Here is a 16,580-nt window from a genome sequence, read left to right as displayed (position 1 = left end):
CCCTTTTCAACAGACTAAAAAATCGAATTACTTCATTAACAGTCGATTTAATCGTTGTGTAAACGCTGAAGGATCTTCAAGCTGACCGCTGTCAGCTAATACCGCCTGGTCAAATAGCAAAGCGACCCAGTCCTCAAATACTTCCTGAGGCATATCTGCATCTAACTGCTTGACCAGTTGATGGTCGATATTAATCTCGAAGACAGGCTTAGCTTCTGGAGCCGGTTGTCCGGCCGCTTTTAACATGCGCGCCATTTGCAAGCTCATACCGCCGTCGCTAGAAACCACACAAGCAGGCGACTCATCTAAACGAGCTGAAATTTTAACATCTTCAACTTTTTCGCCGAGGAAAGTTTTCATTTTTTCAATTAAGTCTGAATTTTCTTCGGTGGCTTTTTCAACCGCTTGCTTATCTTCTTCACTTTCAAGTCCACCAAGATCAAGTTCACCATGGGTAACGGCTTGAAGTTTTTTATCGCCAAACTCAGTCAGGTAACCCATCGCCCACTCGTCAATACGATCTGACAATAATAATACTTCAATACCTTTCTTACGATAAATTTCAAGATGAGGACTATTCTTAGCAGTCGCAAAATTATCCGCCACCAGGTAATAAATCTTGTCTTGTTCTGGCTTCATTCGCTCGACGTATTCGTTGAGTGAAACATTTTGTACATCGGTGTTTTCATGGGTTGAAGCAAAACGCATTAAGCCGGCAATTTTTTCGCGGTTGCTATGGTCTTCGGCTAAACCTTCTTTTAACACCGAGCCAAACTCATCCCAGAAACCTTGATAATCTTCTTTCTGGCTTTTGGCAAGTTTTTCCAACATGCTCAATACGCGTTTTACACAAGCATTACGCAGTGTTTGAGTTGCCGAACTGTCTTGCAGTATTTCTCTGGAAACATTCAGTGGCAGGTCGTTCGAATCAAGAACACCGCGAACCATACGCAGATATACTGGAAGAAACTGTTCAGCATCGTCCATAATAAAAACGCGTTGTACGTAGAGTTTTACACCACGTGGCTTTTCGCGATTCCATAAATCAAACGGCGCTTTTTTAGGAAGATATAAAAGGCTGGTGTATTCTTGTTTACCTTCAACTTTATTGTGAGACCAAACTAATGGCTCATTAAAGTCATGGGAAATATGCTTGTAGAATTCTTTATACTCGTCTTCTTCAATGTCAGACTTTCCACGAGTCCATAAAGCAGTCGCTTTATTGACCACTTCAAACTCAGGAACGACAACTTCGTCTTCTTCTTTTTCCTCTTCTTCCTGACCCATGTTACCTGTGTCAACCTTTTCCATTTCAACAGGTAATGAAATATGATCAGAGTACTTGCCTATAATTGAACGTAAACGCCAAGGTTCCAGGAACTCTTTTTCTTCTTCTTTTAAATGAAGGATGATTTCGGTACCACGAGACTCTTTATCAAGCGGCTCGATAGTAAACTCGCCTTCACCAGCAGAAATCCAGCTAACGGCTTCTTCAGTTTGCTCACCAGCTCTGCGCGTTCTTACTTCAACTTTATCGGCAACAATAAACGCTGAGTAAAAACCAACACCAAATTGGCCAATCAAATTACTATCAGACTTTTGCTCTTTTGAAAGCGCTTCTAAAAACTCAGCAGTACCCGATCGGGCAATCGTGCCCAGATTTTTCATAACTTCTTCGCGACTCATCCCGATACCGTTATCGGCGATGGTAAGAGTGCCTTCTTCTTTATCGGCGGTAATACGAATTTTCAGCTCACTGTCATTTTCGAAATAGTTGTCATGACTTAGTGCTTCAAAACGCAACTTATCAGCCGCATCCGCTGCATTCGAGATTAACTCTCTCAGGAAGATCTCTTTATTACTATATAAAGAGTGGATCATGAGGTTAAGGAGCTGCTTAACCTCGGTTTGAAAACTATGGGTTTCTTTGTTCACAGTTTCAGACATTGCTTGGTTCCTATGACTGGTTGTTAGTTAAATTACCTATTGGCCTAACTATTGGGTTACATCGAGGGGTTTTCAAGGTTAAAATTCGTAAAAATAAAAAGAATTCTACCCTTGCTACTTGATTATCTTCTATTGAATCGCCAAGGTAGATAACCAGCTTGACTAACTTGACACAAAAAATAATCAAATCGGTATTCAATACCACCAACCATTTTGTATTTTGGAGTTTACTTTGATACGTCGCACGAAAATTGTTACTACCTTAGGCCCGGCTACCGATAATGAGGAAGCATTAACCGACCTTTTTAAGGCTGGCGCCAATGTCGTAAGAATGAATTTTTCTCACGGGACAGCCGATGACCACATAAATCGAGCCAAAATGGTTCGAAAAGTTGCGGCAGATCTCGACTTGAACATTGCAATTCTTGGTGACCTGCAAGGCCCCAAAATTCGCATCGCTAAGTTCAAGAACAATAAAGTTATTATAAATCAAGGTGATAGTTTTATCCTGGATGCCGATCTTGATAAAACTGCCGGTGATGAGAATCAGGTTGGTATTGATTACAAAGAATTACCCAAGGATTGCAAAATTGGCGACGAACTTTTACTCGATGATGGGCGTATCGAGCTAGAAATCAAAAACATTGACGGCAATAAAGTCATCACAGAAGTCATTATCGGCGGCGAAATCTCCAATAATAAGGGCATTAATTTAAGAGGCGGCGGTCTTTCCGCGTCTGCGTTGACAAATAAAGATATGGAAGATATTAAAACAGCGGCAAAAATTGGTGTCGATTATCTTGCCGTCTCCTTTCCAAGAACGGCAGAAGATATTCGTTTCGCCAAAAAACTGACTCGCGCCGCGGGCTCCGAAGCAGGCATGGTCGCAAAAATTGAAAGGGCTGAGACTGTCTCCGATGACAACTTGCTTGACGAAATCATTCAAGCATCAGCGGCTGTGATGGTAGCCAGGGGTGATCTTGGGGTAGAAATCGGCGATGCTGAATTAATTGGTGTACAGAAAAAGATTATTCAACGCGCTCGCGCCCAGGATCGCGCAGTTATCACCGCCACCCAAATGATGGAATCGATGATCACCAATGCCATTCCTACTCGAGCTGAAGTTTTTGACGTCGCCAATGCCGTTCTTGATGGAACCGATGCCGTCATGTTGTCAGCAGAAACAGCAACCGGCGAACACCCTATTCGAGTCGTTGAAGCAATGTCGCGGGTGTGTCTAGGTGCGGAAAAACAAAAGTCGACGCAAATATCCGGCCATCGAGTCGAGCTGCAGTGGAAAAATATTGATGAAACCATCGCAATGGCTTCGATGTACGCCGCCAACCATCTGCCTGATATTAAAGCGATTGTTTGCTTAACCGAGTCAGGTTCTACTCCGTTGCTAATGTCTCGTATTCGTAGTGGAATGCCTATTTACGCGTTGACCCGTCTTGAATCAACAAAACGAAGAATGGCGCTATTTAGAGGTGTGGAAGCGATCAGTTTTGACCCAACAGTGCTAGCTCGCCACGATGTTAATCGACTTGCTGCAGATGAATTAATGAAGCGAGGCGTCGTTAAAGAAGGCGATCTGATTTTATTAACCAAAGGAGACCACATGGGGATCCTTGGCGGAACTAATGCTTTAAAGATCTTAAAAATTGGCGAAATTGTTTAATTTTTAATAACACTTGTTTGTTTTTCAATCAAATCAGAGTGTTTTTTGAGCACCTCTGCATAGTTTTTAGCCACTCAGTCCGCAATTTCAGTTCAAGGTTTTGCGGGCTGGCAAATCTTATTCACTATTGGCGATAAACCTCTTATACTCAAGGAAAATAACATCAGTTCAAACACAGGACTCTACCAGGAAGTATATGTCAAGCCAGCTCGTTATCTCTGCAATTGCACCCGACCGCCCGGGAATCGCCCACGAAATTATCTCACTAGTAACTGACTGTGGTTGCAACATCACAGAAAGTAAAATGAAAGCCATGGGTAACACCTTCAGTTTAGTATTAATGGCTAAAGGCGAATGGAATGCACTTGCCAAACTTGAGCATATACTACCGAACAAAGCATCATCACTGGGAATGACCACCATGATGCAACGAACCGGTCCAACCGAACCGAGGAAAGAATTACCCTACCGCGTCAAAGTAATCGCGCTCGATTACCCTGGGATCAGTAAAGATCTAACCAATTTTTTTGCTGATCAAAAAATCGAAATTCAAGAAATGAGTTGTAATACCTACCCTGCCGTGCAGACAGGTGCAATGATTGGATCAATTAAACTCACCGTCGGTATTCCTTCAGGGAGTTCCGTTTCAGAAATTCGCGAAAGGTTTAATAAATTCTGTGCTAAAACCAATTTAGACGGAAATATGGAACCCATCGCACAATAATCTATACTAACTTTATAAGGAATTATTCAGCCCATGAAAATTGGCGATAAATTACCCAATATTGATTTAGCAGCCACTGGCGAGCAAACCATTAACCTGGCAAAACTAAAAGGCGATAACGTCGTTGTCTACTTTTACCCCAAAGACAGCACTCCTGGCTGTACCACTGAAGGACAGGATTTTCGAGATAATATTAAAGCTTTCAAAAAACTTGATTGCATTATTCTCGGTGTGTCCAGAGATTCGATTAAATCTCACGAGCGTTTCAAAGAAAAACAGGAATTTCCATTTGATCTACTGTCTGATCCAGACGAAGAATTATGCAACGCATTTGAAGTGATAAAGTTAAAAAAAATGTACGGTAAAGAGTTTATGGGCGTTGAACGAAGTACGTTTTTGTTCAATAAAAAAGGTAAATTAACTAATGAATGGAGGAAAGTTCGAGTAAAAGGCCATGTTGATGAGGTACTGGAGGCGGTTAAACAGCTTTAGGGTTTACTGACACTGGTCCTGTTAACTCTGTTAAAAGGTCAATGTAAAAGGCGATGATATTAATCTTCGCTGTTACATACCTTATTCAATAAGGAATCAATAATGCCAAGACTTAAGTTTTCTGGTTCTCGTTTATTCGTGTTAGACACTAACGTGTTGCTACATGACCCCACATCAATCTTTCGCTTTGCAGAGCATAACGTCTACCTTCCGATGGTTGTCCTTGAAGAGCTCGACAACGGTAAAAAAGGCATGTCAGAAGTCGCGCGTAATGCCCGTCAGGTGAGTCGATACTTTGATCAATTAATGGAGTCGGCTAGCGAAGATGAAATCAATAAAGGACTACCCTTAGGCAACTCCCCTTACCTGCCGAAGGAAGAAAGAACTGATGGTTTATTATTTTTCCAAACATCGGAAATCGACGCTTCAAATTTTCCAACCGGCCTGGCAACAAGCAAGGTCGACAATACGATTGTGAGTATTGCCCACACACTACAGCGTGATAATAAAGATAAACTGGTTACTTTGATTTCGAAAGACATCAACTTGAGGATCAAAGCCAAAATATTGGGCGTTCACGCTGAAGATTACTTTAATGACCAGGTTTTGGACGACCTCGAATCTCTTTTTACCGGGCAGAGCGTCCTACCCAATGATTTCTGGGAATCCCATGACAAAGAAATGAAGTCCTGGAAGGAAGAAGGTCGAACCTTCTACCGTATTTCAGGCCCTTTAGTAAAACATTGGGTGGTTAACCAGTTTGTGTACATGGAAGATGGCTCCGAATTTTCTGCTATCGTTAGAGAAACCAACGGCGACGAAGCCACGATAGAACTCGCTAAGGATCACAGCTCGCAGGCTAACGATGTCTGGGGAGTCACGGCAAGAAATATCGAGCAAAGTTTTGCGCTGAATTTGCTAATGGATCCGGAAATTGATTTTGTCACACTTCAGGGCCCCGCCGGTACCGGAAAAACATTGTTAGCCCTTGCCGCCGCGCTGGAGCAAACCATTGAAAGTAAGCTGTACAATGAAATTATTGTTACTCGGGTGACTGTACCAGTTGGCGAAGATATCGGCTTTTTACCAGGAACGGAAGAAGAAAAAATGAATCCCTGGATGGGCGCGTTTACTGATAACCTTGAAGTCCTTTCTCCGTCTCAGTCAAACGACGACTGGGGAAGACAGGCCACACAGGACATCTTACAAAAATGGTTAAAAGTCAGATCGCTCAACTTTATGCGCGGTCGAACTTTCATCAATAAATTTGTCATTATTGACGAAGCACAAAACCTGACGCCCAAACAGATGAAAACGCTGATAACCCGCGCAGGGCCAGGTACCAAAGTCGTCTGCCTCGGTAATGTCGCGCAAATCGATACACCTTATTTAACGGAAACCAGTTCAGGGATCAGTTATGTGGTGGATCATTTCAAAAATTGGAAATACGGCGGTCATATTAAGTTAATTAGAGGAGAAAGATCTCGCCTCGCAGATTTTGCCTCAGAGAACTTGTAAATCAATATCAATTAATCAACTTGCTAAGTTAGGCCGAGTCTCTAAACCACACTCGGCCGCTTCTCCTCTTCCTCCGAAAATGGTGCTTTCCTCCAACTACCTTACTTAGAAATAATGCCTCACAACTTAATTTCAGAATGCAATTGTTGGCGAGTTAGTTTAATGCGCGATTATAATTAAAAAATATTTTTTTATATCATTTTTCAAATAGGCATCGATTCAACTTTTTTCAACTTGTCCGCCCTGTCTTTCATGGCCTAATTTTAGAGAGTGGTAATCTCGTTTTTATAGTCACCAAAATACGGGAGATTTGGAATGAAAAAGACCAAGATTTTAATTGTTTTCGCAAGTTTAATGTTTACAGGCTGTGCCGCAACCAATAATTCTGGCTATCGTTGGGTTAAAGACTCCGAAAAAATCGACCAGGTAGAAAGAATGTCTATGACTTCTCCTTACGCTGTTAAGACAATCTGGGTCAATCCCCCCAGAAAAAAAGTCAAAACTGACGAAGAGAAGTAGCTAGGCTGTTTAGATTTCAGAATTTTAGATTTCTGAACTTTAGATTTCAGACCTTAACAAGGTCGCAGCTCAGATAAATCACAAAATAGTCAATCTACACCAGGTGTGACCTGGAAGTTTGGCTATCATTTCACGAGTAGCCCCTTCTCCCACTCACCAGGTTTGCAAACCAGGTTGGCAACTAACTTGCCTGACTTTGTATTTCCGGCACTGACTTCGCTTCATCCCAGGCATCTAATACCGCAACCACCAGTGTAGCCAGTGGTATTGCGAAAAACACGCCCCAGAACCCCCAAATTCCACCAAAGAATAAAACTGCCGCGATAATTGCGACCGGGTGCAAATTATTCGCCTCAGAAAAAAGTAAAGGAACCAACACATTGCCGTCAAGCGCCTGAATAATAAAATAGGTAATTATCAAATAAAGGAAAGTGTCATTTGGGCCCCATTGGATGAGCGCCACCAGGGCGACTGGAATCGTCACAATAGTCGCGCCAATATAGGGAATAAGCACTGAAAAACCGACCAAAACACCCAATAACAAAGCATAGTTAAGCCCGAAGAAGACAAAACTGATGTAGCTAACTAAGCCAACGATAAAGATTTCGACCACTTTGCCTCGAGCGTAAGCACCGATTTGGCCGTCAACTTCTTGCCAAACCCGCGTTGATAGCTGCCTCTCGTCAGGCAACCAGCGTAAAAACCAGGTAAGAATTTTGTCTTTGTCTTTCAGGAAAAAGAACACCAATAAAGGGACCAGAATCATATAAATCAATACTGATACAATATTTTTAAACGACGCCAGCGAAAATGACACCAGCACGTCGCCGATATTGCCGAAATTACCACCTAACTTCTGAATGAAATCCTCTAACTGCTCTTTGGTAACATAATCAGGATATTTTTCCGGTAACGCCATTAACATCGAATTGATACGACTCGCCATTGAAGGCAAATCGCTGAACAGAGACTCTAACTGCCGCCCCACCAAAGGTATAATTCCGATAACAATTGTAAGACTAATCGTCACAAAGCCAACAAATACCAGTACCACAGCGGCGTTACGAGGTAACCCGGACTTTTGCATAGCCGAAACAGCCCACTCAAGAAGATAGGCGATAACCACAGCCACCAGAAGCGGCATAATAATGGGACCAATTAACCAAAGCCCCAAAAACAGAAATAATAATATCACTGCCAGAATAACCGATTGAGGATTCGAAAAATTTCTCCTGAACCAGCGTACAAATAACTTGGTCATTCAATACCCCTAATCTATTTTTTTGATCCAGTATAAATATTCATTATTTTCAATTTTCATTTTCATCTGGTGGTTGGTCATTTTCAGGTATGCCTTAAAATCCCGCTCCGACACAGGATCGGTCACACGCACAAATAACACTTCACCAACCTTAGCCTGGTTCAACGCCTGTTTCATTTTCAACAATGGGAGGGGGCAATTGATATTGGTGGCGTCGATATTGTAGTCATGTTTCTCCCCAATGCCATCATCTAAATGCTGTTGATTGTCGTCATTGCGACCGACATCAATTTTTTCTTCACGATTATCATCAAAATCACTATTTTCTGAATTGGGCATAAGTGCTAGACTGGTTTTATATAATGTTATAAGGAACTTATGATACTCAAAGCGTTCCTATAAGCAATAGTTTTGTCGGTCTGAGCAATTCAGATTGATAGGATTGTACCGCTATCAAATCAGGCAGGTAAGCAATTCTGATAGTAGATAACCATTGATGATAACTTTTGATAGTCAATGATTAACTTGAGATTCGAAGTTTGAGGAACATTCATTGTATAAATTAGCGATCTTTTCGTTTATTAGTTGTTTCTTCTTTTCCGCAGCTTATGCCGCCAACGAGTTGCCCGACATCGGCAGTAGCTCTTCCAGAGTTTTTAGCCTGGTTGAAGAACAAGCGGTTGGCGACGACTACATGCGACAGATAAGAGCGATAGCGCCGATCGTCAATGACGCGGAGATTAACGATTATATTCAGCATCTTGGATTTAAGCTGGTCGAAAATAACGCTGACGCGCAGGATCGCCAATTTTCATTTTTTGTCGTTCGCGAAAACTCCATTAACGCTTTTGCTCTACCCGGCGGTTATATTGGCATTCATACCGGGCTAATTACTAAATCTGATACAGAAAGCGAATTGGCATCTGTTCTTTCCCATGAAATTGCCCATGTTACCCAACGCCATTTAGCTCGCAGACTCGAACTACAAAACCAGTTGACTTTGCCTTCCCTGGCCGCGTTTGCCGCTGCCATTTTGATTGCTTCTCAAAGTAAGAGTTCACAGACCGGTATGGGCGCACTGATGGGGGCTCAGGGACTTGCGCAACAGGCAATGATAAATCACACTCGTTCTAACGAAGCAGAAGCTGATCGAATCGGAATTTCTACATTATATAAAGCAGGATTTGACACCAAAGGTGCGATCAGTTTTTTTGAGAAAATGCAGGAGAATTCTCGATACTACTCTAATGCTTTTGAATTTTTAAGAACCCATCCACTGTCTCGCTCAAGAATCACCGATGCCCGACTGAGAGCCAGAGAATATCCGAGTCGACGTCGTGATGAACGACTGGTTTACCTTTTAATGAAAGAAAAAATCAAGGCGCTCACAGCGAAAATTAATCCGGTTACTGTCGATAAAACGAAAACCCGCTACAAGAACGGAGAAATTAAAACAGACGCACAGCGCTACGGCTATGCAGTTTTTATGATCCGTGCAAAACAATTCGACGTTGCCGAAAAGATTCTAAAAAGCTTACGTTTTTCGGCCCCCAAACAACCTAGCTATGCCATCGCATTAGCGCAACTTGATATCGAGAGAAATTCTCCAGCCAATTCAATAAAATTAATTGAATCGTTATTAGTTCAATCTCCGGGCAACCAGGCACTAGTCGAAACATTAGCCGAGTTATATTTGGCCAAAAGCGATTACGTCAAAGGTCGTGAGTTACTGTTGGCTAATATCCACATGACCGAATATGCGCCTTACTTATTGAAACTATTAGCCGAAGCTCAAGAAGGTTCAGGCCACCAATCTGAAGTTTACGAAACCGAAGGAAATTTTCTCCTGGCGATGGGCGATTTAACTGGTGCGAGAATTCAGTTTGAACAAGCGCTGAATGTTCATACTGAAGATCCCTATGCCAGAGCGAGGCTTAACTCACAATTAAACCGCATCAACGAATTTATTCGACAGCGCAGTCTACGTCACTAGTTCAGCGACTAATGAGATGGTTTAATTGTTAGAAACTCCACCACTCAATTAGTTAGCGCTGAATCAATACCCCAGGCAAAATTTTTTAAATTGTTTGGGTATAAACACTATGACGTTAATATCAACTCAAGCGAAATTTAAAGACCGCATTTCAAACTCCGATATAGTTGAGTGACAGCAATTTTTATCGTTTAAACAATCCTGAATTTAAAACCCTGAAATGACAATCGGGCATTCGGGACGGCTAGTCTTTTTTTCAACAATAGGATTAATCCGTTTTGTGTTATAGCTAATCATGTTTTGTAATCGCTCATCCTTTTACTTGAGCGCGTTTATATTGAGCATGGATTGCCTATCGATAAGAAGCTCTAGTTAAAATTATTTTTTAGCCAACGGTTACTATCAATAAAATCAGGAGTTGAATAATGGTTTTCTCAATTGGAAATTCGGCATTAGGTCATTCTCCCCTTCTATTCGAAAAATCTGGTCAAGGTTCTCCGCCAAGACAGCCAACTTCCAGCCCAGTTCCTCAGGCAACGAATGAAAAACCAGCAGATATTAATGAATCGATTAAACAACATCGGGAAAATTCCCTCGTTTTCCAACTCATGGCAGCGATTGCTCGTGTTAATTCGGGTGAGTCCAATGACGCTGAATTCGTACCAGCCAATGAAGAAACATCTTCGAATGCTTTAGATGGCTTTACCTTGTCTGTCGAATATGCACAACAGGAATCTTTCTTTGCTGACATCGAGTTTTTTAACACTGGCGATTCGAGTGGTTTTTCATTTGATTTTGAAACAAGCTTTTCAGAAACGTTTGAATTCACGCTGACCGATCCATTATCAGGAACTGAAATATCTGTCACCATTTCGCGGCAAAGTCACTTTTCATTTAGCGCTTCAGCGCAAACCCTTGAGCCAGAACAAGCCGATCCACTTATTCTTAATCTGGACAATTCAGATTTTAATTTCGATCCATCTCAAAAAATTCAATTTGATCTCGATGCCGATGGAAATATTGATAACATTGATCGTTTGCAAAATGGTAACGCGTTTCTGGCGCTAGATATCAATGAAAATGGTGTCATTGATGATGGCTCAGAACTATTTGGCGACGCAAATGGCGCTAAAGATGGTTTTCAGGAATTGAGTCGATACGACGATGATAATAATGGACAAATTAACGCAAGTGATCGAATTTTCGAAAACCTGATGCTGCTTCACTTTGATACTGGAGGCAATCAAGTATTAAGTCATTTATCAACACACGATATAGATAGCCTTTCATTGTTATCTGAAATCCGCTCCACCCCTTATGGAGAAAATAACCGACTAATCGCCGAGTCAAATTTTCAACGACGAGACGGCAGCCTGGGAAGATTGGGCGATTTTTTACTATCAACGGTATAACAGCGGCTCAATAGGAGGTTGATTGCCAAGGGCCTGGTTAGAAGATTATCAAGTTAGAGTAAGTTGGAAAATTGAGTTTAAGCGAATAAGTCAATTCCGACCTGAGAGGCAATTTGTTCCCGTTGCAATAACTGCTGATTCGACTCATATTGTTGCAAAGGCGAGGCGTTCACCAGGCCTGTGCCACCACCGGAAGCACCATTACCACCAAATTCTGCGATTTCAACGCCTTCCTCCGCGACCCGGATGACCCTAAGCGAAGTATTGGTGCGAACCTGGGTTGGATCTGGGGCATTATCCGAAGCGGGTAACACCTCAACTCTCGCCCTTGTATTCTGCGGTAACGCTTGAGAACTGGTTGCTATTGGGTTAATAATGTTCATTCACTAAGGCAAAACTGAAAGCAAATTTATTATTAATGTTTTAATCATCAAGTTTTCACCTGTTTTAACACAGGTCCATTCTGGTCATTAACTTTTATATAGCTGAATCAATAAAAACAACTAAGGCTTTTTTAACATAGCCGCCTAATTATAGCTCATTTTTTAGTCGACTTTTTCGCGACATTGTTTCTTAAGTAAATTGGTTGTAAAAACTCTGGCTCTAACAATTGCGAGCTGGATTCTTGAGAATCAGACTTCTGAGAGTCTAAAAAAATCTGTTCTGCCTGTTTTAACCCGTATAAAGCCCTGGGAAAACGCTCTTCAATGAGTTGCTCGCGGCAAAGAGGCGCTGCTAGCATTGTTTTCTCGTAGGCCAGCCAACCACTGCCGATCAAACCCACATCATCGAAATCAGCGGCTAACTTATCGCTTAATTCAGCCCAGTTAATCGACTCAGGAGGAATAACCATTTCCTCACCGATAATCGTCGCCACGCCATCTGATACTTTGTAGCCCGAAAAATACACTTCATTCATACGAGCATCTATTGCACAAAACCAAGCTTTTTTATCCGACTCTGCCTGACCATAGCAAGCCAGGTTAGCCAAACTTGAAAGCGAAATCGCCGGCAAATTGGCACCGAAGGCTAGTCCTTGAGCCACTGACACAGCGATACGAATTCCGGTAAAGGCGCCGGGACCAACATTACATCCAATAGCATCTAATTGGGTGAGCGATAGTTCTGCATCTGCGAGCAACGATTGAACCATGGGCAACAGCAGTTTCGCATGTTCTCGCGGAGCAAGCTGGTATCGTTCGCTGACTTCTCCATCATTTAACAAAGCGACGGAACAAGCTTCAGTGGACGAATCAATTACTAGAATTTTTGTCATTATCGGTATTTTGGTTATTGGTGGTTTGGTTATCAGAAATATTAATTATGGTCGTTAATTTTAGCCACGAGCTTTTAAGCTCTTCAATTAACTGACTCTGAACTTTCAACAAGCGCAGGCTCTTCCACATCAGACAGTTTTTCCGCCGCGGTATTTTTCTCCGACTTATCATCTTCAGCTTCGTTAATTTCAATTTCGTCTTTTTCAGAGGTCAAAATTATATCAGTCAAAAACTGGGTGACCAATTGTTGATCGCGCGTTCTTCGCATTGCGGGAAGACTATTTAAAAATACTTCGCCATAATTCTTGCCCACAATCCGAGGATCACAAATGCAAACAACCCCTCTGTCTTCGACGCTCCTGATTAATCGACCACAACCCTGTTTCAAAGATAAAACCGCTTCGGGAATTTGTAGCTCAAAAAACGGATTGCCCCCCTGTTGACGGCTTTGGCGTATTTTGGCGTTTAAAATGGGGTCATCAGGCGGCGCAAACGGCAATTTATCAATCACCACTAGAATCAGGTTATCACCAGCCACGTCAATGCCCTCCCAAAAGCTGCCGGTAGCGAGTAACACTGCATTTTCAAGGTCGTGAAATTGGTTTAACAACTCTTCTTTACTCGCTTCTCCTTGCACAAGACAATTAAATAACGCCATTTCTCGCAAGGCTTCCGCCCCTTCTTTTAGCGCCCTGTGACTAGTGAATAAAACAAAAGCCCGTCCGGTAGCATGTTGTAGCAAAGGTAAAATGGTATCAATTATCACCTGCGTCCGGTTTGACTGACGGATAGAGGGCAAACCCCGAGGAACATATAACAATGACTGGTTTTCGTAATCAAACGACGACGGTAAAATCAGGTTTTTAACGTCATCCCAACCCAAGGACTGGACATAATGGTCGAAACTGTCGTCAACGCTCAGTGTTGCCGAAGTCATAATCCAGCTGGAATTTGCATATCGCTGCCGGCTTTGCTGAAACAACTCGTCCACATCCAATGGTGTGGTATTTAGCCTGAAACCACTTTTCATGGTTTCGTACCAGTTGATTCTCGGTTTTACAGCAGTGGATTCGGCCACATCATCAGAAGTATTTTCACTCCGTCTCGCTCCGCGCTGGCCCGACGTTGCTCCTGTGGTCTGCGCCATAAACTGCTCAATGGTATGGCGAAACCCAATGAGCCGTTCAAAACAAGATTCCAGGGTTTTAGTTCTTGTAGAATTAACTTTAACTATTTCATATAGTGAATTGATTTTTAATGACAATTTTTTTACAGCATCGACAATTCTTGGTTCTGGCTTCCAATCTTCTTTAGTATCGAATACCGGCAGTGCCAGCCTGAATTCTTTCGCTTCATTATTTAACCTTTGCGCTTCAAGCATTAAATCTCGGCAATCGGTGACCTGGGTCCGATACTCTAATTCAACCTCTCGACATAAATCAGCGATTTGGCGACTGGAAATTGAATCTCCATAAAACTGGTAAGCGGTTCTGCTCAGGTGGTGTGCCTCATCGACGATAAATACATCAGTATCGGGTAGCAGCTCACCGAATCCATCTTCTTTTAATACCAGATCGGCCAGTAGCAGATGATGATTAACCACTAATACCTTCGCTTTACGGGCTTTTTCTCTGGCAGCAGCCAGGAAGCATTTCTCAATAAATGGGCATTCTTGTCCCAGACAATTGTCAGCAGTACTGGTAACGTATGAGATTACCGGGGAATTTTCGGGTAGCGCAGACAATTCAGAGAGATCACCGCTCAATGTTTTATCACGCCAGCGATTAACCATGCCGAGATGTTTCACTGCTTTTGGGTCTGGCAACCGTCCTGACGCCAGCGTGCTCTCCAGGCGATATTCGCAAAGATAATTGCTGCGACCTTTCAGCAATGCTGTTAGCGGACTAATTTGCAACACTTTCATTATGGTGGGCAAGTCACGCTTGAACAGCTGATCCTGAAGATTTTTCGTGCCCGTTGAAATAACGACTTGTTTTTCTGACAAAAGCGCAGGTAGCAAATAAGCAAAAGTCTTACCTACTCCCGTCCCTGCCTCTACAATGAGATTATCCTGGTTCTGAATGGCTTGATTAACAGCAACTGACATCGTTTGCTGTTCAGATCTGGCTTTGAAGTTTTTTCGAACTTTTGCAAAAGGACCTTCATTACCGAGGAGTTCGTTGATCTGCTTGTCACTAATCTTCAATTTTTTGCTCGTTTAATATCAATCATTCTGATTCTAACGACCAGACAAGCTCGCCAATCGCTTTGTATTTAGCTACAGTCATCGATCCCCGTTTATCTTTTGGCGAATTAACCAGTTCTTTTTCGATAATTGTTCTATCCACTTTATAGATTTGTGTCGGTTGATAGGTCGCATCGTAAATTACCATCAACAAATATTCCCATCCAGACTCTAAACTCAACTGCCCTAATTTTTGGCGCGCTTTACCGCCTTTAAAAATAACCCTGCCTTTGATCAGATATTTTTCTTGGGTCTTATTAGCGTCAACCGCATCAACCCCCTGCTCTCCATCCAGCTTCTGTAGATTTAAGCGATCAATCGCATCAAACCTCGCCAGTTCTGCGGTCACAGGTAATGCTTGTCCTGTGGTGTTGCGATAATCAGCAGCAACCAACCGCGTCTGCTCCATTAGCGCCGCGATGTTATAAGTAATTTTTGCTACTTGACTGGTCACTGTATTTTTATGCGAGCTCTTTCTTCAAACCTATTTTCAATTTGAGTCAGGCGAGTTAATTTTAAACAATCGAATTTCAAGCAATTATAGCCCGATAAACAAGTAGATAACAGGCCTCAGTTTCAGGTCTGAAACAACGCCGGAGATGATACTTATCCCGAACTCAGGTTACTTAATCAATGAAAATTTATTTGAATTCAGAATAATTGAAGATCACACTTTAATATCAACCCGGGTTTGTGGCGTTTTACGACCACGCTTATCATAAGTGTTTTGTTCGCCAGGGCTGGGTTTGTTGGGCTGGGTTCGATTTTCTTCAGACAAGGTCTCCATTTGCTCGCTGCGACCATGATACACAGCTCCACTGACAGGTTCTTCGCCCTCTAATGAAGAGTCTTTCTCACTATCCGAAAGCTTATTTTTTTCATCCGAAATTGCACGTTTTTGACGTTTCTTCTTTGGATAGCCATCATCTGGAGGTCGCTTCTCTAAGACGGTGGTTTTACTGGCAGCCTCCAATGCTGTGGTCTCCTCCAATTTGGCAACACCTTGCTTAGAACGCTTCGGTTTAACCGGGCTTTCACTGACGCTGGGTTTGCTGATATCGCCAATATTAATCATGTGTTACGTTTTCTCGTTTGAGCTAACTTGCGAACTATTGATTCAATACTACTTATCTTTTATATCGGCATTAAAATTTAGAAATTTAATATGAGATAATTATTTCCACAAAAGCGTCACCACCATATTTTTTTCTGCCCTGGAGGATACATCCAACCTCCCCCGAAAAGGTTCTGATGACAAAAGATCTGATGAATAGTCAACCAGTTTACAAACTAACCAGGATACTTAATAAACACTAGTAACCCTTGATGTAAATTTTATCGCAAAATCAGAATTATGCGCGAACTTGTGTTTAGTTGCTATACTCTAAAACAAATCTGATTCAATGCTAAATCAATCTCCGAAACAATGTTAAGATCATTGAAATTCAGTCCCGCACTAAACCGTACTGAATCGGATAAAACTATCGGCCGTTAATCTGGAAATTAACAAACTA

The 16,580-nt window shown here is 42.1% G+C and carries 15 protein-coding genes; 7 read left to right on the top strand and 8 right to left on the bottom strand.

Features of this window, described 5'->3' with window-relative positions:
• Window positions 1–27: 27 nt before the first annotated feature.
• Complete coding sequence (htpG, locus tag FLL46_RS17890; protein ID WP_142932716.1) at window positions 28–1,947, bottom strand: molecular chaperone HtpG; 1,920 nt, start codon at window positions 1,945–1,947, stop codon at window positions 28–30.
• Between the two features lie 232 nt (window positions 1,948–2,179).
• Between htpG and pyk the strand changes: the two genes are divergently transcribed.
• The 5 genes from pyk (at window position 2,180) to FLL46_RS17865 (ending at window position 6,878) form a co-directional block, all read left to right on the top strand.
• The gene (gene pyk / locus FLL46_RS17885; protein ID WP_142932715.1) at window positions 2,180–3,625 is read left to right on the top strand and encodes a pyruvate kinase; all 1,446 of its coding nucleotides are present in this window, start codon (window positions 2,180–2,182) and stop codon (window positions 3,623–3,625) included.
• A gap of 196 nt (window positions 3,626–3,821) precedes the next feature.
• Window positions 3,822–4,349 carry a glycine cleavage system transcriptional repressor gene (locus FLL46_RS17880; protein WP_142932714.1) on the top strand — a complete coding sequence of 176 codons (528 nt, stop codon included), beginning with the start codon at window positions 3,822–3,824 and terminating at the stop codon, window positions 4,347–4,349.
• A gap of 33 nt (window positions 4,350–4,382) precedes the next feature.
• Window positions 4,383–4,841: a peroxiredoxin gene (locus FLL46_RS17875; RefSeq protein WP_210418745.1), complete on the top strand. Its 459-nt coding sequence runs from the start codon at window positions 4,383–4,385 to the stop codon at window positions 4,839–4,841.
• A 102-nt stretch (window positions 4,842–4,943) separates the two neighbouring features.
• Complete coding sequence (locus FLL46_RS17870; RefSeq protein WP_142932712.1) at window positions 4,944–6,359, top strand: PhoH family protein; 1,416 nt, start codon at window positions 4,944–4,946, stop codon at window positions 6,357–6,359.
• Window positions 6,360–6,674: 315 nt separating this feature from the next.
• A complete protein-coding gene (locus FLL46_RS17865; RefSeq protein WP_142932711.1) occupies window positions 6,675–6,878 on the top strand; it encodes a hypothetical protein in 204 nt (67 codons plus the stop codon).
• Window positions 6,879–7,059: 181 nt separating this feature from the next.
• Here the strand turns inward: FLL46_RS17865 and FLL46_RS17860 are convergent, their stop codons facing one another.
• Window positions 7,060–8,139 carry an AI-2E family transporter gene (locus FLL46_RS17860; RefSeq protein ID WP_142932710.1) on the bottom strand — a complete coding sequence of 360 codons (1,080 nt, stop codon included), beginning with the start codon at window positions 8,137–8,139 and terminating at the stop codon, window positions 7,060–7,062.
• Between the two features lie 9 nt (window positions 8,140–8,148).
• A complete protein-coding gene (locus FLL46_RS17855; protein ID WP_142932709.1) occupies window positions 8,149–8,478 on the bottom strand; it encodes a sulfurtransferase TusA family protein in 330 nt (109 codons plus the stop codon).
• 214 nt (window positions 8,479–8,692) lie between these two features.
• On the opposite strand from FLL46_RS17855, the gene FLL46_RS17850 reads away from it, so the two are divergent.
• Complete coding sequence (locus tag FLL46_RS17850; RefSeq protein ID WP_142932708.1) at window positions 8,693–10,132, top strand: M48 family metalloprotease; 1,440 nt, start codon at window positions 8,693–8,695, stop codon at window positions 10,130–10,132.
• A 425-nt stretch (window positions 10,133–10,557) separates the two neighbouring features.
• Entirely contained in the window at window positions 10,558–11,544 is a 987-nt protein-coding gene (locus FLL46_RS17845) for a hypothetical protein (protein ID WP_142932707.1), read from the top strand.
• A 77-nt stretch (window positions 11,545–11,621) separates the two neighbouring features.
• Here FLL46_RS17845 and FLL46_RS17840 read toward each other — a convergent pair whose 3' ends face one another.
• From FLL46_RS17840 to FLL46_RS17820, 5 genes are all read right to left on the bottom strand, one after another.
• Window positions 11,622–11,927 carry a hypothetical protein gene (locus FLL46_RS17840; RefSeq protein WP_142932706.1) on the bottom strand — a complete coding sequence of 102 codons (306 nt, stop codon included), beginning with the start codon at window positions 11,925–11,927 and terminating at the stop codon, window positions 11,622–11,624.
• Between the two features lie 155 nt (window positions 11,928–12,082).
• Entirely contained in the window at window positions 12,083–12,820 is a 738-nt protein-coding gene (gene tsaB, locus FLL46_RS17835) for a tRNA (adenosine(37)-N6)-threonylcarbamoyltransferase complex dimerization subunit type 1 TsaB (protein WP_142932705.1), read from the bottom strand.
• Window positions 12,821–12,903: 83 nt separating this feature from the next.
• On the bottom strand, window positions 12,904–15,027 hold the full coding sequence (gene yoaA / locus FLL46_RS17830) for a DNA repair helicase YoaA (RefSeq protein WP_142932704.1): 2,124 nt from the start codon (window positions 15,025–15,027) through the stop codon (window positions 12,904–12,906).
• Between the two features lie 22 nt (window positions 15,028–15,049).
• On the bottom strand, window positions 15,050–15,520 hold the full coding sequence (locus tag FLL46_RS17825; RefSeq protein ID WP_142932703.1) for a hypothetical protein: 471 nt from the start codon (window positions 15,518–15,520) through the stop codon (window positions 15,050–15,052).
• 213 nt (window positions 15,521–15,733) lie between these two features.
• Window positions 15,734–16,141, bottom strand: a complete 408-nt coding sequence (locus FLL46_RS17820) for a hypothetical protein (protein ID WP_142932702.1) — start codon at window positions 16,139–16,141, stop codon at window positions 15,734–15,736.
• Window positions 16,142–16,580: the final 439 nt, after the last annotated feature.

It is taken from the genome of Aliikangiella coralliicola, from assembly GCF_007004725.1.
GTDB classification, from domain to species: Bacteria; Pseudomonadota; Gammaproteobacteria; order Enterobacterales; family Kangiellaceae; genus Aliikangiella; species Aliikangiella coralliicola.
Note: the sequence above shows the minus strand (reverse complement) of the source record. Positions and strands in the feature narration are given on the sequence as shown.